This window comes from Dechloromonas agitata is5 (genome assembly GCF_000519045.1).
In the GTDB taxonomy this organism is placed as follows: Bacteria; Pseudomonadota; Gammaproteobacteria; order Burkholderiales; family Rhodocyclaceae; genus Azonexus; species Azonexus agitatus.
Window position 1 is genome coordinate 1,008,412 of record NZ_KI912532.1, and the last position, 20,113, is coordinate 1,028,524.

At 60.4% G+C, this 20,113-nt stretch carries 15 protein-coding genes and 1 pseudogene; 5 read left to right on the forward strand and 11 right to left on the reverse strand.

Features of this window, described 5'->3' with window-relative positions:
- Positions 1 to 48: 48 nt before the first annotated feature.
- From atpB to mnmG, 6 genes are all read right to left on the reverse strand, one after another.
- The gene (gene atpB / locus K420_RS0105045) at positions 49 to 915 is read right to left on the reverse strand and encodes a F0F1 ATP synthase subunit A (RefSeq protein WP_027457101.1); all 867 of its coding nucleotides are present in this window, start codon (positions 913 to 915) and stop codon (positions 49 to 51) included.
- Between the two features lie 2 nt (positions 916 to 917).
- A complete protein-coding gene (locus K420_RS20020; protein ID WP_157275009.1) occupies positions 918 to 1,259 on the reverse strand; it encodes an ATP synthase subunit I in 342 nt (113 codons plus the stop codon).
- Positions 1,260 to 1,378: 119 nt separating this feature from the next.
- Positions 1,379 to 2,230, reverse strand: coding sequence for a ParB/RepB/Spo0J family partition protein (locus K420_RS0105055; protein WP_027457103.1), 852 nt, complete (start codon positions 2,228 to 2,230; stop codon positions 1,379 to 1,381).
- Positions 2,227 to 2,988, reverse strand: a complete 762-nt coding sequence (locus tag K420_RS0105060) for a ParA family protein (RefSeq protein ID WP_027457104.1) — start codon at positions 2,986 to 2,988, stop codon at positions 2,227 to 2,229. Before K420_RS0105060 ends, K420_RS0105055 begins: the two co-directional genes overlap by 4 nt.
- On the reverse strand, positions 2,985 to 3,602 hold the full coding sequence (gene rsmG / locus K420_RS0105065) for a 16S rRNA (guanine(527)-N(7))-methyltransferase RsmG (protein ID WP_027457105.1): 618 nt from the start codon (positions 3,600 to 3,602) through the stop codon (positions 2,985 to 2,987). Before rsmG ends, K420_RS0105060 begins: the two co-directional genes overlap by 4 nt.
- Positions 3,599 to 5,485 carry a tRNA uridine-5-carboxymethylaminomethyl(34) synthesis enzyme MnmG gene (gene mnmG, locus K420_RS0105070; RefSeq protein ID WP_027457106.1) on the reverse strand — a complete coding sequence of 629 codons (1,887 nt, stop codon included), beginning with the start codon at positions 5,483 to 5,485 and terminating at the stop codon, positions 3,599 to 3,601. The genes rsmG and mnmG overlap by 4 nt, the downstream gene beginning before the upstream one ends.
- A 129-nt stretch (positions 5,486 to 5,614) precedes the next feature.
- On the opposite strand from mnmG, the gene K420_RS0105075 reads away from it, so the two are divergent.
- Positions 5,615 to 7,327: a response regulator gene (locus K420_RS0105075; RefSeq protein ID WP_027457107.1), complete on the forward strand. Its 1,713-nt coding sequence runs from the start codon at positions 5,615 to 5,617 to the stop codon at positions 7,325 to 7,327.
- 102 nt (positions 7,328 to 7,429) lie between these two features.
- On the opposite strand, the gene K420_RS0105080 is transcribed toward K420_RS0105075, so the two are convergent.
- The 5 genes and pseudogenes from K420_RS0105080 to K420_RS0105095 form a co-directional block, all read right to left on the reverse strand.
- Positions 7,430 to 8,185 (reverse strand): ABC transporter ATP-binding protein, encoded by a 756-nt coding sequence (locus tag K420_RS0105080; RefSeq protein WP_027457108.1) that lies wholly within the window; start codon positions 8,183 to 8,185, stop codon positions 7,430 to 7,432.
- Entirely contained in the window at positions 8,185 to 9,933 is a 1,749-nt protein-coding gene (locus K420_RS20815; protein WP_232422821.1) for a branched-chain amino acid ABC transporter ATP-binding protein/permease, read from the reverse strand. The genes K420_RS0105080 and K420_RS20815 overlap by 1 nt, the downstream gene beginning before the upstream one ends.
- Before the next feature lie 72 nt (positions 9,934 to 10,005).
- Positions 10,006 to 11,040: pseudogene (locus tag K420_RS20820) on the reverse strand (branched-chain amino acid ABC transporter permease); the annotation flags it as partial.
- Between the two features lie 95 nt (positions 11,041 to 11,135).
- Positions 11,136 to 12,278: an ABC transporter substrate-binding protein gene (locus tag K420_RS0105090; protein ID WP_408605859.1), complete on the reverse strand. Its 1,143-nt coding sequence runs from the start codon at positions 12,276 to 12,278 to the stop codon at positions 11,136 to 11,138.
- 78 nt (positions 12,279 to 12,356) lie between these two features.
- Positions 12,357 to 13,496 (reverse strand): ABC transporter substrate-binding protein, encoded by a 1,140-nt coding sequence (locus K420_RS0105095; RefSeq protein WP_027457111.1) that lies wholly within the window; start codon positions 13,494 to 13,496, stop codon positions 12,357 to 12,359.
- Between the two features lie 128 nt (positions 13,497 to 13,624).
- Between K420_RS0105095 and K420_RS0105100 the strand changes: the two genes are divergently transcribed.
- The 4 genes from K420_RS0105100 to K420_RS0105115 all read left to right on the forward strand — a co-directional run bounded on the left by K420_RS0105100 (position 13,625) and on the right by K420_RS0105115 (position 19,961).
- Positions 13,625 to 14,218 (forward strand): riboflavin synthase, encoded by a 594-nt coding sequence (locus tag K420_RS0105100; RefSeq protein WP_027457112.1) that lies wholly within the window; start codon positions 13,625 to 13,627, stop codon positions 14,216 to 14,218.
- 9 nt (positions 14,219 to 14,227) lie between these two features.
- Entirely contained in the window at positions 14,228 to 14,752 is a 525-nt protein-coding gene (locus K420_RS0105105; protein WP_027457113.1) for a hypothetical protein, read from the forward strand.
- A gap of 197 nt (positions 14,753 to 14,949) precedes the next feature.
- The gene (locus K420_RS0105110; RefSeq protein WP_027457114.1) at positions 14,950 to 16,476 is read left to right on the forward strand and encodes a tyrosine-type recombinase/integrase; all 1,527 of its coding nucleotides are present in this window, start codon (positions 14,950 to 14,952) and stop codon (positions 16,474 to 16,476) included.
- Entirely contained in the window at positions 16,473 to 19,961 is a 3,489-nt protein-coding gene (locus K420_RS0105115) for a site-specific integrase (RefSeq protein WP_198293799.1), read from the forward strand. The genes K420_RS0105110 and K420_RS0105115 overlap by 4 nt, the downstream gene beginning before the upstream one ends.
- Positions 19,962 to 20,113: the final 152 nt, after the last annotated feature.

A 20,113-nucleotide genomic window follows, 5' to 3' on the forward strand; every position in this document is an offset into this window, starting at 1 on the left:
TAAAGTAGGTAAAACAAAAAGAAACTACAAAAAGAAACCGGGTACTGCTTAGTGTGCTTCGTGGGCCTGGCCGATATATACCAGCGTCAGCATCATGAAGATGAAAGCTTGCAGGGCAACGATCAGGATGTGGAAGATCGCCCAGATCGAGCCGGCAATGACGTGGCCGGCAAACAGGAAGACGCCGGTGGCGGTGCCGGCCCAGGCGGCGCCCATCAGCGCGATCAGCATGAACACCAATTCACCAGCGTACATATTGCCGAACAGTCGCATGCCGTGGGAAACGGTCTTGGCTAGGAATTCGATCATCTGCATGGCGAAGTTGATCGGATAAAGCAGCGGATGGCTACCGAACGGGGCGGTGAACAGTTCATGCATCCAGCCGCCGAAGCCCTTGATCTTGACGTTGTAGTAAAGACAGACGAGCAGAACGCCAACGGACATGCCGAGGGTGCCATTCAGGTCGGCGGTGGGCACGACGCGCAGGTAGGCATGGTGGTCGCCGGTGACGGCTTGCCAGAGATTCGGCAGAACGTCGAGCGGCAGGAAATCCATCGAGTTCATCAGGAAGATCCAGATGAAGACGGTCAGGGCCAGCGGGCCGACGGCCTTGCGGGATTCGGCGCTATGCACGATGCCCTTGGCTTGTTCATTGACCATTTCGAGAACGATTTCAACGGCAGCCTGCATGCGGCCCGGCACGCCGGAAGTGACGCTCTTGGCGACGCGCCACATGACGAACAGACCGAGAACGCCCATGAGGATCGAGAAGAACAGGGTGTCGACGTTCAGGACGCTGAAGTCGATGATGTCCTTCTGGGCATGGCCGGTGGTGTTGAAATGGGTGAGGTGGTGAACGATATATTCGCCGGCGGTCGGCGCGTTCGCTGCTGCTTCGTGGCCTGCTGTAGACATGGTCAGGATTTCTTCCAAAACGCTAAAAAACCAGCATGTAACACAACCGCAAGCCCAATCAGCAAGCTGGGCCAGTGCATCTCGGGGTACCCCTTGATGGCGATTGCCAAAATTCCTATCGTGGCCGCGATCTTGAGGAACTCGCCGATGAAGAAGTTCGCCGCGTACGATGCGCCTGGGCGACTATTTACCATCGACAAACGGATGGCAAAGAAAAGGTTGGGAAGTATGGCGGCCATTGCCGCGAACCCAACCGAAACGAGCCCCCGCGTTCCTATGACTGCACCTGCCCCGAGCGCTGTTATCACAGCTGCACCAAATTGCAGAAGAATTGCCTTGTACATTTGGTGCCTTGCGCTCGTTGACCGGCTTTGCCACACAGACTTAAATTATAGAAGACTAATCGGCGCTACGTCAATGAATACTAGGGGTTTTCCCGTAGATGTCCAAAGCGGTCAACGACTTAGCGCAGTTTCCCGAGAATTCCCTCCAATTGGTCGAGGCCGGAGAATTCGATGGTGATCTTGCCGGCCCCCTTCCGGTTGCTGCGGATGGCGACGGCAGCGCCGAGCGTGTCGGAAAGCTCTTCCTGAAGACGCAGCAAATCGCGGTCGACCGGTTTTTCGGTCGTTTTGGCGGGTGGGTTGAGGATTTGCTGGACGAGTTGCTCGGCTTCGCGCACCGAGAGTCCCTTCTGCACGATGCGCTGGGCGACGGCGATTTGCTGGGTGGCCGCCAGCGGCAGCAGAGCGCGGGCATGGCCCATGTCGAGCTTGCCGGACATCAGCAAGGTCTGTACCGGTGTCGACAGTTGCAGCAGGCGCAGCAGGTTGGAGGCGGCCGGCCGTGAGCGGCCGACGGCGTCGGCTGCCTGCTGGTGGGTCAGGCCGAATTCGTCGATCAGCCGTTGCAGCCCCTGGGCTTCTTCCAGCGGATTGAGGTTTTCGCGCTGGATGTTCTCGATCAGCGCCATGGCCAGCGCCTGCTCATCCGGAATGTCGCGGACGAGAACCGGTACTTCGGCCAGGTTGGCCTGTTGGGCGGCCCGCCAACGGCGTTCGCCGGCGACGATCTCGTAGCGTTCGGCGCCAGGTGTCTTGTCGATGGCGCGCACCAGGATGGGTTGCATGATGCCCTGGGCCTTGATCGAAGCCGTCAGTTCGGCCAGTGACTCCGGGTCCATCTGGGTGCGCGGCTGGTATTTGCCAGGTTTCAGGCGTTCGATGGGCAGGTTGCGCTGCTCGTCGTTCCGCTTCTCGTCGCCACTGGCGAGCAGGGCGTCAAGGCCGCGGCCGAGTCCTTTCATCTTGATCATGCTGGAGTCCTTTCGAGGATTTCCCTGGCTAGCGCCGTGTAGGCCTGGGCGCCCTTCGAGTTCCTGTCGAAGGCAATGACCGGTTTGCCGTAGGACGGCGCCTCGGCCAGGCGGACGTTGCGCGGCACGATGGTCTGGTAGACCTTGCTGCCGAAGTGGGTTTCCAGTTCGTTCGATACCTGCTGGGTCAGCGTGCTCTGGCCGTTGTACATGGTGCGCAGCAGGCCTTCGATTTCCAGCCGGGAGTTCAGGCCATGGCGTACCTTGCGCAGAGTTTCGACGAGGTCGGAGAGGCCTTCCAGCGCGTAATACTCGCACTGCATCGGGATCAGCACCGAATCGGCGGCAACCAGGGCATTGACCGTCAGCATGTTGAGGGCGGGCGGGCAGTCGATCAGTACGAAATCGTAGTCGCTCTGGTTCTGTTGCAGGGCCTGCTTGAGGCGGAATTCGCGCCGCTCCAGTTCGATCAGCTCGACCTCGGCGCCGGCCAGTTCGCGGTTGGCGGGCAGGATGTCGAAAGCGAAGTCGGTCTTGATGCAGACCTCGACCAGGCTGGCGGCGCCGATCAGCAACTGATACACCGTCGGCAGGGCTTCTTTCTTGGTGATGCCGGCGCCGGTCGTGGCATTGCCCTGTGGATCCATGTCGATGAGCAGGACGCGCTTGCCCTCGGCGCCGAGCGAGGCGGCGAGGTTGACGGCGGTGGTGGTCTTGCCGACGCCACCCTTCTGGTTGGTGATGGCGAGTACTTTCATGAGCCCGCTTTCAGGATGATGAGGTGGCGTTCGGCGTCGAGGCCGGGAACGTGCAGCGGAATGATCTGGTCGACGACGATATCGGCCGGCAGGGTAGCGATTTCGTCATCCGGACGGATGCCTTTCATGGCTAGCCAGCGGCCGCCGGGGGCCAGCAGATGGCGGGTCAGGCTGGTGAACAGGCCGATTTCGGCAAAGGCGCGCGAACTGATCTGGGCATATTGACCAGCCAGTTGTTCGACGCGGGCGTGATGCACCGTGACATTCTTCAGCCCGAGCTGGATGGCTGCTTGTTGCAGGAAGGTGGCCTTCTTCTGCACGGTATCGACCATGCTGACCGAGAGTTCGGGGCGGGCGATGGCCAGCGGGATGCCGGGCAGGCCACCGCCGGAGCCGACGTCGAGCAGGGGGCCATTGCCAACATGCGGCAGGATGGCCAGCGAGTCGAGCAAGTGGTGCGAGATCGCCTGTTCCGGGTCGCGCAGGGCGGTCAGGTTGTAAGTCTTGTTCCACTTGAGCAGCAGGTCGCGGAAGGCGAGCAACTTCTCGTTCTGCTCGGTGGTGAGTTCGATGCCGAGCCGGGTCAGGCCTGCGGCGAGGCGGGTCGCGCTCATGCGGCTTCCGACAGCTTGTGCCGCTTGAGGTGGATGAGCAGCAGCGAAATGGCGGCCGGCGTGATGCCCTGGATGCGCGAGGCCTGGCCGATGGTCTGCGGTTTGTGCAGGTTGAGCTTCTGCTTGACCTCGTTGGACAGGCCGGGGACCGTGGCGTAATCGAGATCGGCCGGGAGCACGGTGTTTTCGTAGCTGGCCGACTTGGCGACCTCCTCGGCCTGGCGGTCGATGTAGCCCTGGTACTTGGCTGAAATCTCGAGTTGCTCGACGACCAGCGGGTCGGTCTGGGCCTCGCCGGCGCCGGGCAGGGTCAGCAGGCTGGTGTAGCTGACTTCGGGGCGGCGCAGCAGTTCGAACAGGTTGTATTCGTGGTCGATGGCCTTGCCGAGGACACGTATGCAGTCTTCGGCCGGGGTGATCTTCGGATTGACCCAGGTGGTCTTCAGGCGTTCCTGCTCGGCGGCGATGGCGTCGCGTTTGCGGCAGAAGGCCTCCCAGCGGGCGTCGTCGACCAGGCCGAGTTCGCGCCCCTGCTCGGTCAGGCGCAGGTCAGCATTGTCCTCGCGCAGGCTCAGGCGGTATTCGGCGCGGCTGGTGAACATCCGGTAGGGATCGGAAACGCCGCGCGTGATGAGGTCGTCGACCAGCACGCCGAGATAGGCCTCGTTGCGCTTCGGGCACCAGCCCGGCTCGCCTCTGATATAGCGCACGGCGTTGATGCCGGCCAACAGGCCTTGGGCGGCAGCTTCTTCGTAGCCGGTCGTGCCGTTGATCTGGCCGGCGAAAAAGAGGCCGTGGATGGCCTTGGTTTCCAGCGTGTCCTTCAGGCCGCGCGGGTCGTAGAAGTCGTATTCGATGGCGTAGCCGGGGCGCAGGATGTGCACGTTTTCCATGCCGCGGATCGAGCGCACCAGCGCCAGCTGGATGTCGAAGGGCAGGCTAGTGGACACGCCGTTCGGGTAGATCTCGTGGGTGGTCAGGCCTTCCGGTTCAAGGAAGACGTTGTGGCGGTCCTTGTCGGCGAAGCGGTGGATCTTGTCCTCGATCGACGGGCAGTAGCGCGGTCCGACGCCTTCGATGACGCCGGTGTACATCGGCGAACGGTCCAGGCCACTGCGGATGATGTCGTGCGTGCGTTCGTTGGTCTCGGTGATCCAGCACGGCAGCTGTCTCGGGTGCTGGCCGGCGTTGCCGAGAAAGGAGAAGACCGGCAGCGGATCGTCCGAGTGCTGCTCCTCCATGACCGAGAAGTCGATGGTCTTGCCGTCCAGGCGCGGCGGCGTGCCGGTCTTCAGGCGACCTTGTGGCAGGTTCAGTTCCTTCAGGCGGGCGGCGAGCGAGACCGAGGGCGGATCGCCCATGCGTCCGCCGGTATAGTTCTCGAGGCCGACGTGGATCTTGCCGTTGAGGAAGGTACCGGCGGTCAGTACGACCGCGTCGGCCAGGAAACGGATGCCGAGCTGGGTGATCGCGCCGCCGACCTTGTCGCCGTCGACGATCAGGTCGTCACAGGCCTGGGCAAAGATGGTCAGGTTGGGCTGGTTTTCCAGCCGGGAGCGGATCGCCTGCTTGTACAGCACCCGGTCGGCCTGGGCGCGGGTGGCGCGTACGGCCGGGCCTTTTGAGGCATTGAGGATGCGGAACTGGATGCCGGATTCGTCGGTCGCCGCCGCCATCGCCCCGCCCAGCGCATCGACCTCGCGGACCAGGTGGCCCTTGCCGATGCCGCCGATCGACGGGTTGCAGCTCATCGCCCCGAGCGTATCGAGGTTGTGGGTCAGCAGCAGCGTGTTCGCACCCGCCCGCGCCGCGGCAAGCGCGGCCTCGGTGCCGGCGTGACCGCCGCCGACGACGATGACATCGAAACGGGTGGGATAGAGCATCGGAATGGGCTTGCTGCAGTGCGGTATCGGGCTGCCGATTTTACTTCAGGTCGCTGAAAACTCGAAGGTTTCTGCCCTGACTCTGCCGCTTTCTTGCCGGCCCGGACGAAGTGCAGTAAGTTTCCGACGATGAATGCGTCCCCAGCCAAGGCCACCAGTCCGCTCGACAACGACGAGATGCTGCTCGTTCTGCAGCAATCCTTGTCCAAGAAGCGCGTCCTGATCGTCGACCGACATCCACCGGCCCGTGATTCCCTGCGCCTGATGCTCGGGGCACTGGGGGTGACGGCGGTGCATGGCGCAGGCAATTCGGCCGAGGTGATCCGCCAGGTCAAGGGCAACCGTTTCGACATCATCCTGTCCGATTTCGTGCTTGATGATGGGCGCGACGGCCAGCAGTTGCTGGAAGAGCTGCGCCATGCCCACCTGATCCCGCTCGCCACGGTGTACATGATCATCACCAGCGAGCGCAGCTACACCAACGTCGTGGCGCTGGCCGAGCTGGCGCCGGACGACTACCTGATCAAGCCGTTTACCGCCGAGCAATTGCAAAGCCGCTTGGTCCGGGTGATCTACAAGAAGCATGTGCTGCGCCATATCTACGAGCAGATCGAGCGGGGCGCCCTGGACGAGGCGATTGCCGCCTGCGACCGGGTGATCCAGCAGCAGCCGGCCTACATGTACGATGCGCTGCGCTTCAAGGGCGAGTTGCTGCATCAGTTGGGTCGCACAGCCGAGGCGGAAGCGGTGTTCCGGCGGGTGCTCGAGGGGCGGGTGGTGCCTTGGGCCAGGATGGGCCTGGCCATGGCACTGCGTGACCGCGGGGCACTCGACGAAGCCGAGCAGCTGGCGGAGCAGGTGACGCAGGAAGCGCCCGATTTCCTGGCCGCCTATGATTTCCTGGCCTCGGTGCATGAGGCGCAGGGACGGCTGGAAGAGGCCCAGCAGGCGCTGCAGCGGGCCGCCGACGCATCGCCGCACAACACGGTGCGCCAGCGCCTGGTGGGTGACGTGGCAGCCCGCAACCACGACCTGCTGGTGGCCGAGAAGGCCTACGGCAAGGTCATCGAGCGCAGCAGGGGGTCCAGCCTGCGGACGGTGGATGATTTCGCCAACCTGTCGCGCGTGCTGGTCGAGCGGGGGCAGGTCGACGCCTCGCGCAAGATCGTGGCCGACATGAAGCGCGAGTGGCGCGGCGACAAACAGGCCGAGCTGGCGGCCCTGGTGAACGAGAGTTTGTGCCTGCATGCCGAGGGAGCCGGGGACAAGGCGAAGGCCCTGATCGACAAGGCGCTGGAAATGCAGCGCCAGGTACGCGATGAAGCGGCGGAAAAAGGCCGGCCTGTTTCACAGCGCCTGGCCGTCGATCTGGCCCATGCCTGCTACGCGGCCGGTCAGGCCGACGAAGGCGCCCGGCTGATGCGCCAGGTGGCTGCCGAAAACCATGAGGACCAGCACCTGATCGGCCAGATCACGCGTGTTTTCCAGCGCACCGGACAGGCCGATGCTGGTCAGGCCATCCTCGATCAGGTCGGCCGCGAAATCGTCGAACTCAACAACCGCGGTGTCATCGCGGCGCGCAACGGCGATCTCGAAGGAGCGGTGCGGTTGCTGATCCAGGCTGCCGAGCAGGTGCCCAACCTGCAATTCCTGGTCAATGCTGCGAAGGCCATCTTCACCCTGCTCGACCAGAAGGGTTGGGACGCCGAACTGGCCGGGCGGGCGGTGGATTACCTGCAGCGGGCGCAGCGCAAGGATCGCAAGAGCCCCAAGGTGGCCTCGGCGCGCCAGCTTTACGTCACGGTTGCCCGGAAATACGGCATCGCCACTGAGGACAACTGAAGGCTTTGCCCTCACGGTGCGGCGAGGATGCGAGCCGCGTTGAACCCCGTTTGTTCATCAGGTAGCCCGGTTCCGGGCCTCTGGTCGATCCGGCGGGGCGGCTCAGTGCTTGTGGCCGAGGCCGAGGTAGGCTTCGATGACGCGCGGGTCGGCAGCCAGTTCGGCGCTCGGCCCGCTCAGCTTGATCTCGCCGGTTTCCAGCACGTAGCCGTAATCGGAAATCTGCAGCGCAGCGCGGGCATTCTGCTCGACGAGCAGGATGGCGACGCCGGTTTCCTTCAATGCCGAGATGGTGCGGAAGATTTCCTTGATGATCAGCGGCGCCAGGCCAAGGCTGGGCTCGTCGAGCATCAGCAGCTTGGGCTTGGCCATCAGGGCACGGCCCATGGCCAGCATCTGCCGCTCGCCGCCGGACAAGGTGCCGGCCAGTTGGGCGCGGCGCTCTTCGAGGCGAGGGAAGAGCTCGAAGACTTCGTCCATCGTTTCCATCTCGTCGCGATGGCCGGTGCGGTAGCGGTCGAAGGCGCCAAGCAGCAGGTTGTCCTCGACGCTCATTTCGGCGAACAGTTCGCGCTTCTCCGGGACCAGCGTCATGCCATGGCGGACCAGGTGCTCCACCGAGCGTTCGTGCTTCTGCAACTGGCCCATGTAGACGATGTCGCCATTTGACGGCAGCAGGCCCATCAGGGCCGAGAGCAGCGTGGTCTTGCCGGCACCGTTGGGGCCGATGACGGTAACGATTTCGCCACGGCGAATGGTCAGGCTGACCTCGTGCAAGGCCTCGACCTTGCCATAGGCGACGCGCAGGTTCTTGACGTCGAGGATGACCTCGTTGTCGTGCAGGTGGGTCATGCTCATTATTCGACCCCTCCCAGGTAGGCTTCGAGCACTTTCGGATTTTTCTGGACTTCTTCCGGCAGGCCTTCGGCGATCTTCTCGCCGAATTCCATGACCACGATACGGTCGGCCAGGCCCATCACGAAATCCATGTCGTGCTCGACGAGCAGGATGCCCATGCCTTCGGCGCGCAGTTTGGTCAGCAGTTCGGCCAGCGCCTGTTTTTCCTTGTAGCGCAGGCCGGCGGCCGGTTCGTCGAGGAGCAGCAGGCAGGGGTCGGAAGCCAGGGCGCGGGCAATTTCGACGATACGCTGCTGGCCTAGGGCCAGGCTGCCGGCCGGCTCGAACATGTGCTCGGCCAGGCCGACCCGCTCGATCTGGCGGGCGGCTTCGGCGAGCAGGCGGTTTTCCTCGGCGCGGTCGAGGCGCAGCGCGGCGGAAACCACGCCCTTGTTGCCGCGCAGATGGGCACCGATGGCGACGTTTTCCAGCACGCTCATGTTGCCGAGCAGGCGGACATGCTGGAAGGTGCGGCTCATGCCGCGCCGGGCGATGTCGCGAGCCTGCAGGCTGGCCGTTGATTCGCCGAGGAAGGCGATCTTGCCCTCGGTGGCCGGATTGACCGCCGAAATGCAGTTGAACATGGTGCTCTTGCCGGCCCCGTTCGGGCCGATCAGGGCCATGACCTCGCCCGCCTTCACGTTGAGCGACATATTGTTGTTGGCGACCAGGCCGCCGAAACGCTTGGTCACTTCACTGGCTTCGAGCAGTACGCTGCCACTCGTCGTCGGCTGGCGGCGCGGCAGCGGTTCGGCCTGCGGTACCGCGCGCACCACGGTGCGGGCCGGCAGCAGGCGCAGGATGACCGGCCACAGGCCGGCGCGTGCTTTCTGCAGCACCAGCACCATGGCCAGGCCGAAGAAGATGATCTCGAAATTGCCGCTTTGGCCGAGCAGCTGCGGCAACCAGTCCTGCAGCCACTGCTTCAGGATGGTGATCACCCCGGCACCGAGTACGGCGCCCCAGACGTGGCCGATGCCGCCGACCACCGCCATGAACAGGTATTCGATACCCTGATTCAGTGCGAACGGCGTCGGGTTCACGAAGCGCTGCAGGTGGGCGTACAGCCAGCCGGAAACGCTGGCCAGCAGGGCGGCGATCAGGAAGATGACGATCTTTTCGCGCGCCGTGTTGACGCCCATCGCCTCGGCCATCACGGTACCGCCCTTGAGTGCCCGGATGGCGCGGCCGACGCGGGAGTCGAGGAGGTTGCGGATGCTGACGATGGCGAGCAGGACGACCAGCCAGATCAGGTAGAAGAATTCCCGTCCCGACTTCAGTTCCCAGCCGGCCAGCGACACGGCCGGGATACCGGTGATGCCGGTATGGCCGCCGAGGAATTCGACGTTACCGAAGAGGAAATACAGGCTGATGCCCCAGGCGATGGTGCCCAGCGGCAGGTAGTGGCCGCCCATGCGCAGCGTGATGAAGCCAAGCGACAGCGCGACGGCGGCGGTCAGCGCCATGCCGATGAACAGCGTGATCCATGGCGACATGCCGTACACGGTGGTCAGCCAGGCCGTGGTGTAGGCGCCGAGGCCGACGAAGGCCGCCTGGCCGAAGGAAGTCAGGCCACCAACGCCGGTCAATAGCACGAGGCCGACCGCGACGATGGCGTAGAGGCCGATGTAGTTGAGCAGGGTGACCGAAAACTCGGGCAACAACTGCGGTGCAACGGCAAGCACGCCGATGAAGGCGAGCAACGGCAGGTGGCGGCGTAGCGGATTCTGTCTGGCGGTCTTGCCGGGTGTCCCGCTGCTGGCGACGTCATCACTCTTCTCCTCTTCCTCCTCGATGTGGTGCGAGGTCAGCGAGCGCCAGAGCAGGACGGGAATGATCAGGGTGAAGACGATCACTTCCTTGAAGGCGCTGGCGTAGAACGACGAATAGGATTCGAGCAGGCCGACCAGGATGGCGCCCAGGGCAGCCAACGGGTAGGACGCGAGACCGCCGATGATGGCCCCAACGAAGCCCTTGAGGCCGATCAGGAAACCGGAGTCGTAGTAGATCGTGGTGATCGGCGCGATCAGGATGCCGGAGAAGGCGCCGATGGCGGCAGCCAGCGTAAAGCACAACTTGCCGGCGAGGATGGGGGGAATGCCCATCAGGCGGGCGCCGGTGCGGTTCATCGCGGTGGCGCGCAGGGCCTTGCCGTAGATGGTCCGTTCAAAGAAGAAATAGAGGCCGATGATGAGCAGGGCCGAGGCGACGACGACCAGGATGGTCTGCCCCTGCAGCGGCGCACCGGCCAGTTCGAAGCTGATGTCGGTGAAGGCCGGTGTGCGCCATCCCTCGGCACCGAAGAAGAGCAGGCCGAGGCCGATCAGCGCCAGGTGCACGGCGACCGAGACAATGAGCAGGACGAGGACCGGTGCGCTGGCCAGCGGCTGGAAGGCAATCCGGTAGATCATCGGGCCGAGCGGCACGACGAGCAACATGGCGAGGACGACCTGGGCCCACAGCGGCAACTGGCTGGGCGGCATGGCGAACAGCCCGGCAGCGGCGATCAACGGTACGCCGACGTGGGTGATGAGCAGGGTCGGCAGCTTGGCGTAGCGCCCTTCGCGCACCAGCCGGTAGCCGTCGAGCAGCGCGACGGTGGTACCCAGGCCGAGCAGCAGCCAGACCGTGCCGGGCACTTTGCCGGCCTGCAGCGAGGCCAGGGTCAGCGCCCCGAAGGCGACGAATTCGCCTTGCGGAATGAAGATGACGCGTGTGACGGCGAAGACGAGAACCAGCGCGAGGGCGAGCAGCGCGTAAATGGCGCCGTTGGTGATGCCGTCCTGGCCGAGAAGGAGAAGAATCTGGAGGTCCATGTGACCTTGGGGCGGTAATGGCTAAAAAAGGCACTCCCGCCGCAGCGGGAGTCCAGGGTCGGTAGCGCCGGATGAGCGGCGCCCGTAACACCGTGTTACTTGAGCAATTTCCAGGTGTTGTTTTCGATAGTTACCATGACGCGGGCGCGCTGGTCGAAACCCTGGTGGTCGTTGGGCGTCAGGTTGAAGATGCCGTGGGCGCCGGCGACGTTCTTGGTGTTTTCCAGCGCATCGCGCAGGGCACGGCGGAACTCGACAGTGCCCGGTTTGCCCTTCTTCAGCGCGACCGGGATGGCGTTCTGGAGCAGTACGCCGGCATCCCAGGCGTGGCCGCCGAAGGAGCTGACGCTGCCCTTGCCGTGGGCGGCTTCGTACTTGGTGACGTATTCCAGGGCCGACTTGCGCACCGGGTTGTCGGCCGGCAGCTGGGCGGCGACGACCATCGGGCCAACCGGCAGGAAAGCGCCTTCGACATCCTTGCCGCCGACGCGCAGGAAGTCGTTGTTGGCGACGCCGTGGGTCTGGTAGATCAGGCCCTTGTAGCCCTTTTCCTTCAACGCCTTCTGCGGCAGGGCAGCCGGGGTGCCGGCGCCACCGACCAGCACGGCATCCGGCTTGGCGGCCATGATCTTCAGGATCTGGCCGGTCACCGAGGTGTCGTTGCGCTGATAGCGCTCGCTGGCGACGATCTTCAGCTTGCGGGCCTCGGCGATTTTGGCAAATTCCTTGTACCAGCCTTCACCGTAGGCATCGGCAAAACCGATGAAGGCGACGGTCTGGACGTTCTTGTCCGTCATGTGCTGGACCAGCGCAGTCGCCATGTGGGCGTCGTTCTGGGCCGTCTTGAACACCCACTTGCGCTTGTCGTCCATCGGTTCGACGACGATGGCAGAGCCGGCCATCGAGATCAGCGGCGTTTCGTTCTCGACGGCGACGTCCATCATGGCCAGCGAACTCGGCGTGGTCGAGGAGCCGACGACGACGTCGACCTTGTTCTCGCTGATCAGCTTCTTGATGTTCTTGGTCGCCGCGGTCGGGTCGGTGGCATCGTCGAGCACGATGTAGTTCACCTTCTCGCCGCCGATGGTGGTCGGCAGCAACGCGAAGGTGTTCTTTTCCGGAATGCCGAGCGAGGCGGCCGGGCCGGTGGCGGCAACCGAGACGCCGACGTTGATGTCGGCCAGCGCAGCAGTGGACAGGGTGGCCAGAACGGCAAGGGTCAGTTTTTTGATCATCATTTCATTCCGGAAAAGGAAAAGGTTAAGTTTACCACGCAGGGTCCGCCCGTTTCCGGACCGGACCCGTCGGTTCAAGCCTTACTTGGCCAGCTTCCAGGTGCCGTCCTTGATGGTGACCATGACGCGGGCGCGTTGGTCGAGGCCGAGGTGGTCGTTGGCGCTCATGTTGTACACACCGTGGGCGCCGGCCACATTCTTCGTCGCTTCCAGCGCATCGCGCAGCGCGGCACGGAATTCCTTGCTGCCCGGCTGCGCTTTCTTCAATGCGACAGGCGTAGCATGAGCGAGCAGGGTGCCGGCATCCCAGGCATAGCCGCCAAAGGCATTGACACTGCCCTTGCCGTGCACGCCTTCATATTTCTCGACGTATTCCATGGCCGACTTCTTGACCGGATTGTCGGTCGGCAACTGGGCGGCAACCAGGACCGGGCCGGTGGGCAGCACGGTGTCCTCGCAATCCTTGCCGCAGACGCGCAGGAAGTCGTTGTTGGCGACGCCGTGCGTCTGGTAAATGATGCCCTTGTAGCCCTTCTCCTTCAGCGACTTCTGCGGCAGGGCGGCCGGCGTGCCAGCGCCGCCGATCAGGATGGCGTCCGGCTTGGCGGCCATCACCTTGAGCACCTGGCCGGTGACCGAGGTATCGACGCGATTGAAGCGCTCGTTGGCGACGACCTTGATCTTGCGCACCTCGGCCAGCTTGGAAAATTCATTCCACCAGCCTTCGCCATAGGCATCCGAGAAGCCGATATAGGCCACCGTCTTCACGTTGTTGTTGGTCATGTGCTCGACGATGGCGGTCGACATCTGGGCATCGTTCTGCGGTGTCTTGAACACCCACTTGCGCTTGGCGTCCATCGGCTCGACGATGCGCGCCGAGGCGGCCATGGCGATCATCGGGGTTTCGGCCTCGGCCGCAACGTCGACCATGGCCAGCGAATTGGGGGTCGTGGTCGAGCCGATGATCAGGTCGACGTTGCTTTCGCTGATCAGCTTCTTCGCATTCTTGACAGCAGTGGTCGTGTCCGAGGCGTCGTCGAGCACGATGTAATTCACCTTCTGGCCGGCGATGGTCTTCGGCAGCAGGTCGATGGTGTTCTTTTCCGGAATGCCGAGCGAGGCGGCCGGGCCGGTGGCGGACAGGGTCACCCCGACGTTGATGTCCGCCATGGCCGTCGTGGCAAGGGTTGCCAGCAAGGCGGCAAGCACGGTCTTTTTCATTGTTTTGTCTCCTCTGGGTAAATCAGTTACGCAAAGGTGAAAAGCTAGGGCCAAACGCCCTTTCGTGCAAGCCAGGCGGTCAACCGGGCGTGATAAAGTTCATTTCTTTGCTTTCGACAGGTTTTGCCATGTTCTCTGGAATCATCGCGGCAGTCGGCCGCATAACCGAAATCACCCCGCGCGAAGTCGGCTGCCGCCTGCATGTCGATGCCGGGAAACTGGATATCTCGGAGGTCGCACTCGGTGACTCCATCGCCCACAACGGCGTCTGCCTGACGGTCGTCGCCAAGGAAGGCAACAGCTTCGCTGTCGACGTTTCGCCAGAAACCCTTTCCTGCACGGTCGGCCTCTCCGAGCCGGGGCCGGTCAACCTGGAAAAGGCCTTGCGCCTCAACGACGTGATCGGCGGCCACCTAGTGTCCGGCCACGTCGATGGTGTCGGCGAGGTGTTGCGCTTTGACGCAGTCGGCGACAACCGCCTGCTCGAAATCCGGGCTCCGCAGGACATCGCCAAGTTCATCGCGCGCAAGGGCTCAATCGTCGTCGATGGCACCAGCCTGACGACCAACGAGGTCAAGGGCCGCGATTTCACCATCAACCTGATTCCCCATACCTTGGAAAACACCACGCTGAACCGCCTCAAGCCGGGTAGCAAGGTCAATCTCGAAGTGGATCTGATCGCCCGCTACTGTGAGCGTTTGCTGAGTGCCGAGCGGGCCTAAGAGCGAACCATGGTCCGTCGCTTCCCCGTCATTCTGCTGATCGTCAGCCTGCTCGCCGGTTGTGCTGCCTACGACGGCTTCGGACTGCAGCCGGGCAGCCGGATCGAGGATGTCGAGCAGTTGATGGGCGTCCCCGCCATGCGCTGGACGGAGGCCGATGGTGGGCAGACGCTGGTCTATCCGCGCGGCCCGATGGGCTATCACACCTTCTTCGTGCGCGGCGACGCGATGGGCTACCTCGTTAGCCGGGAAAATGTGCTGGACATGCGTCACTTCGCCCGCATCCAGGCCGGCATGACGACCGACGACGTACTGCGTACGCTGGGGCCGCCGGTTCCGGCGTGGACCGTCTATTTCAAGGCGCGTGACGAACTGGTCTGGGAATGGCGCTATTGCGACGACTGGAACGAGCCGGCCCGTTTCAATGTGCTGTTCGATGCCACCGCGATGCGCGTCCGCTCGACGCTGACGGCGACCGAGCGTTCGAGAAACGTTTTCGGCGGTGGCGACCGTCGCATGTGGTGCAGCCACTGACGAGTGCGGGCGGTTACAAAACCACCCTTGAAAATCCCCCACCCCACCCCCATAATCCGGAGCATGGTTGTAATTCCGGCAATCTGGAGGCGTTCTGGACAGGGGTTCTTATCTAAGGGTGTGTTTTGTGCACTTTTAATCCGACCGAAGGGCGGATAACTACCTAGATTTTGCTAAGTTTTTAAGGCGCTTGCCTTGTGCATCTTTATCTGCGTAAGATAACGGTGCACAAGGGAGCGTTTATGTCTTTAAAGAATGTAAAAAGGGAAGAGGTTGTCGTCGTCGGCAAAGTAAGCTGGCGCCTCACGGATTGTGATGGGTTTCCTGTTCCCGTCTTTGACGAGTTTTGTCGCTCGATAGCAGGCGATGCCTTTGCAACAAGACGGCGTTATGCCATTGTTGTCTCCAGGTTTATAGACTACCTCTACGAGGTTGAAATTCTCGGCAAGGGGCCTGTGACGCGAAGTGCAGTCAACCAGGCCATCGACTACTACCTTCTGCTCCTTTCGCATGGAGAGAACATCTCTCTGGGGGCCACTGCTATCGAGCGGGATGTAACGGGCGTGGCAGACGAGCTTAGGCAACGAGAAGCCGCACTGAAGCGAGTCGCTAATCGATTGGAGATTCGTGCGCTCCAGCCCGGCAGTTGGGACAACACCTTGGCTGCCCTTAATCGCTTCTTGCGGTTATGTGCCATGCTGGAAAACGAAGCCCGCGAAATCGCGATGCTGCGCGGTGGTGTGACCAAAGAGCTGGTCGAGGCCAGCACACTCGATTACACCCCCTTGCTTGAAGCCATTGACGGCGCATCAATGCTGTCTCGAGCCGAGGTTCAACACATCAAGCAATCGTCAATGTTAGGCGGTGTAATTCGTTTTAGAGGAAGTGAATTGTCGCGCCCAAGAGGATTGTCGGGCGGGCGCAAGCGGAAAAAGCAGGCGGACCTCGAGCTGCTTGAGTTTCCGATGGCGCAGTTTCCTAAGCTTCTGGAGGCGACCTTCTCTTGGCGAGATAAGGCCTTGTGGACGTTGTTGGCCGCTAGCGGCATACGTCGCTCGGAGGCACTCAATCTCGAGTGGGAGCACATCGATTTTGAGAACGAAACGGTTTACGTGCTCGACCCAGATTACACGCGATATGGCCGAGATTTGCCTGAAGACGAGAGATTCTCAAGGTTCAAGGGCCGCGTAGTTTCTTGGACCTACCTTCGGCAGCCCTATCGTAGTTGGTTCTTCGAGTTTTTGCTGCAATACCGACAGCAAGAATATGTGTTGCCAGTGGATGGGAATAATTTTGTGTTCCAGTATCTTCGTGGCCAGCATGCGGGAAAGCCGTTGCGCGAGGCGGCTGATTCAACTCTGAATGAAGCTTTTACGGCGGCAGTTATTCGTGCCGGAATCAAGGGGCCTCCATTTGCCCCTGAACATGTCATGACAGTGCACTCCCTTCGACATGCCTACGGGATGCATATGCTGAACGATTTCAATGTACCTGGTCAGCTTATGCCTGGCTTGACTGAGGCTGAAGTGCAACTTTTGATGGGCCATGAAGACATCAATTCAACAAGAAAATACGCTCGTCCAAGACCAGCTAAGCTCATGGAAAAGCTTGTTCGACATGACCAAGCAATGATGGCGCATCAAGATTCGATGACAGGGTTGCCGCCGGCAATCGCATCCCGGTTGCTTACGGATGGTCAAATCACATCGAGAGCGCGCCGGTGATAAACGAATCGAGTGAAATTCAACTAGCTATTAAGCCCGAGAAGTTTTTTCCATTGGCTACGTCTGCATTACGCGCAGCAGCCTCTGAAATGGCCCTCTCGGCATATCCATCATGGCCGCAGCCACAACCGCTGTGCTCCTTGGAAAGCCAGTTAATAGATGTACAGGGGTTGGTTTGGGGTAAGGTTAAGAAGGCCATATTTAACCCCTCTGAGGACTTGTTCGCGCTGGCAGCAACTCTTGGGTTCCCGCATACAACAAATTATCGAGAATGGGCACGGATACGCGAAGCAGTTAATCTTGCGTTACTAGATTTGTCCTACAACGCAGCAATATTGCTGCCGGCACATCAAGACTATTCCAAAGAAGAGTTTCCTGAATTCCAGGCAGTTCGAGTGCGGCCCCTAGTCTTGCAAGCATACAAGGCTCTTCGCGACGACCCAGATTTACCGGAACGAGGCTCCCGGCGAATCGCCTCCTTGGTTTCTGCTACGGATTGGAGGGATGTGAGCGATGTTTCCATTGATGACTTGGCGCGAGTAACCCAATCAGTTGTCCGGCATGCCCCGGAACTCGCTGCAACGGGAAGTGCGTTGGCTGTGTTGCCATTCCTATATGCTCTTGAGTCATTGGCACCGAACCTTCTGTCCCGGGAGCTACGGCATCAGTTCATGATGTGGCAAGCTTCTTCGCAGTTTTTACTGATGCCGTTTGATGAATTTAGGCGTGACCCGAAAAACTTTGCCGGGATGCGAGTACATGGACATAAACGGGAGCGAGTTGAGACTCCGGAACTGATTGCGATACGGCGGCAAAAGAACAATCAGATGGCCCAAAATCGAAGAGCAAACCGGGGTGAGCCGCCGTTCATCTTGAATTTGCGGGAAATCGCAGCTAGCGGAGACTCTGATGCTCCGGAGCGCTACTTTGAGTCATTGGCGGGGAGTCGTACCACCGATTTTCGTAAAGAAAATTGGCTACAAACTCCAACTACCTACCCAGGCCGTGAGCACATCCGAATTCAAGAAATGGGCCGGTTATGGTTTGCGGCCATGAATGCTTGGATTGCGCACCGAGAAGCCAATTACGAGACCGATAAAGAGGTCCGAATGAGTCTGCACATGTTGGTTGATTATGTGCTGATGTATTTGCCTTGGTGGAATGAAACTCACATAGAAAATTCCGTTGAGTTGCCATCGGCGCCTAAGCAATTTGCTCGATACCTTTTCGTGTCGCGAACGGTTTTTCACAGTGAGCAAGGCGGCCTTGATGCGGTGCTGCCCAAAACCCTGGTTGAGTTACTGCATTTACGTCGGCCACTGCCTGATGGGAAAAACATCATGCTTGGGCATTGGCAGCGCTTCTTTCAGTTTGTTATCACCGCATTTGAGGATAACGACCTGATTGCTGGAAAGAAGATGGTGAACCCAATTCGCCTCGACTTTGACCGTGTTAAGTCCTCAGCAAGAACCAAAACCAATAAAACTCCTTTTGCAGAGGATGTGTTCCCGCTCTTGGTGTTCTATTGCCAAGCCCTAGAAGCTTTTGGTGAATACCTGCAACAAAGTGCCTATAGCACCGATAGATTTAAGAATTTGCCCTTTGGGGAGGTGTATGGCTATAACACTGCTGCCTGGGGGTATGTTCCGTACGTGCGCTACCGAGGGGAGGTGCTACCAGTTCGTTGGATTCCGAGCATTTATCCGGTAGCCAGACGCTCAATTCGGGCGAATCCAAAAGGGCTTGCCGGTATCTATGTGAAGGGATGCCGGCTGAATTATGGCGAAAATCGGGTGATGGTGCTGAATATGCCACATCTCACCATCGTTCGGATGCTTCTCACCATGGTGGAGACAGGGCTCCGCGGACAGAATGTACAGTGGCTAGATAGGTTTGCCTGGGATTCAGTAAGTAGAGTGGATACGCGAATAGGTCTTTTACATACATGGGAGCCGCCTGAGAGCTTCACCCTTCTTCTGGTCAATACCGACAAATCTCGTGATGAACCTTGGACAACGTATGTCTCGTGGCGGGTGCGGCGTAGCCTTCTCGCTGAATCCTATTTTCAGGCAGGAGTTGCCGATTTGGATGTAGATGAGGCGGTTCTGTATGAAGGTAGGAAAAACTCCAGATTCGACCCGATTGTACCGTTGTTTCGCTCATATAAAGGCATGATGCCATTTGGCGACAACACCTACAGCGCGAGGTGGCTACAGTTACTGACAGGGTTTGAGGATTTCTATAACAATGCTTTCCAGGGCGTAGATGGTTACCGGGAGAAGCTTGGTTTGGTTACGATTGAGCCCGCTGTTGATGCAAGCGGCTCATTTTTGGATACCACTCGCGACAAGGATGCACTTCAATTCTGTAAGGTAAAGTTTGTCACGGTACATACGCCGCATGCGACGCGGTCCACCTATGCAACCTTGAAGGACGGAGACCTCGAGGTTTCCGAAATCGCCGAACAGTTAGGGCATACCCAAACGGTAACCACCAACCACTACCAAGTTCCCTCTAAAGCCAGGATTGTCGGTAAGTTGGAGAGAATTGAGGCTAGGCTGAAAGATGTAGCCTATGACGTCGACGGTAGTGGTGCGGGGTACATCGATAACGAAGGCGCGGATAGCTCTGTACGCACGGCATTTTCAATTGACCGTGATAAGGCGATTCAGGAATTCGGCTTTATGCCCGGGGTCGCACTGTGGTCCTTAAATGACCTAACCTCCGATGAAGAAAGCAGCATTGAATTGCTGCGCCGGAGTCCATCCAGTGTTATTCGTTGGCACCCGACCCATGTCTGCCCGGTGGGCAATCAGTGTCCCTCGGAAATAATAGTTAGGACAGGGGGATTGCAACGCTGTGGCCTGTGCCCCCTCGCGGTTAAGTGTATCGACCATTTGCCGGCCATCGCAGCCAAGAAAAATGAGTTAAAGGAGCGTATTCGGATGACTGCTCTTCAAATCCAAGCCTTGGCAACCCGAAAAGGTGCGACGCAAAGTCAGAAAGATGCATTGCACCGCACCCAAAGTCTGGATGCAAAAGAGCTTATAGGCTGGCAACTATCTTCCCAGATTTTGCATGACAAGATGCAAAGTATGGGGCCCCATCATGAGGGCTATCATGCAGACCAACCAGAAATGGTGAAACGCCACCTTCAACTTATAACTCGAGACTCGACTACGGCAGAGTTCTTCCTTCAGCGGATTGCGGACTCGAACGCCTACCCATCGCTGGAATCTCCCGAGGTCAGAGCTCGCGCAACCAAGTATGTGCAAATCATCATGGCCCGCGCCGGCCGCGAAGATGATGCCGCGCTTCTTGACCTCGAGCCCTACAGCGAATTGGCAGCTTTTGCGAGCCTCATCAAGCCAATGGCCGATGCCAAGGGGGTCGGAATTCCTGCTGTTGCCGAAATGCTGTCAGGCGGCAAACGAAACGAACTTGGGGTCGTATCCGGACCTAGTCTGCTCGGGAGAATCCGTTAATGGGGGCCCCGAAAGGAACTGATAATTTCTCCGGGTATCGAGAAGCCCAGCTAAGTAGCAATTTGCGACTCATTGAAGATGCTCTGAGTATTCTACGGAAGCGAAAGCTGCGATTTGAGGGGTTGCAGCCTCTGGCTGCCGAGGTGGCCGAG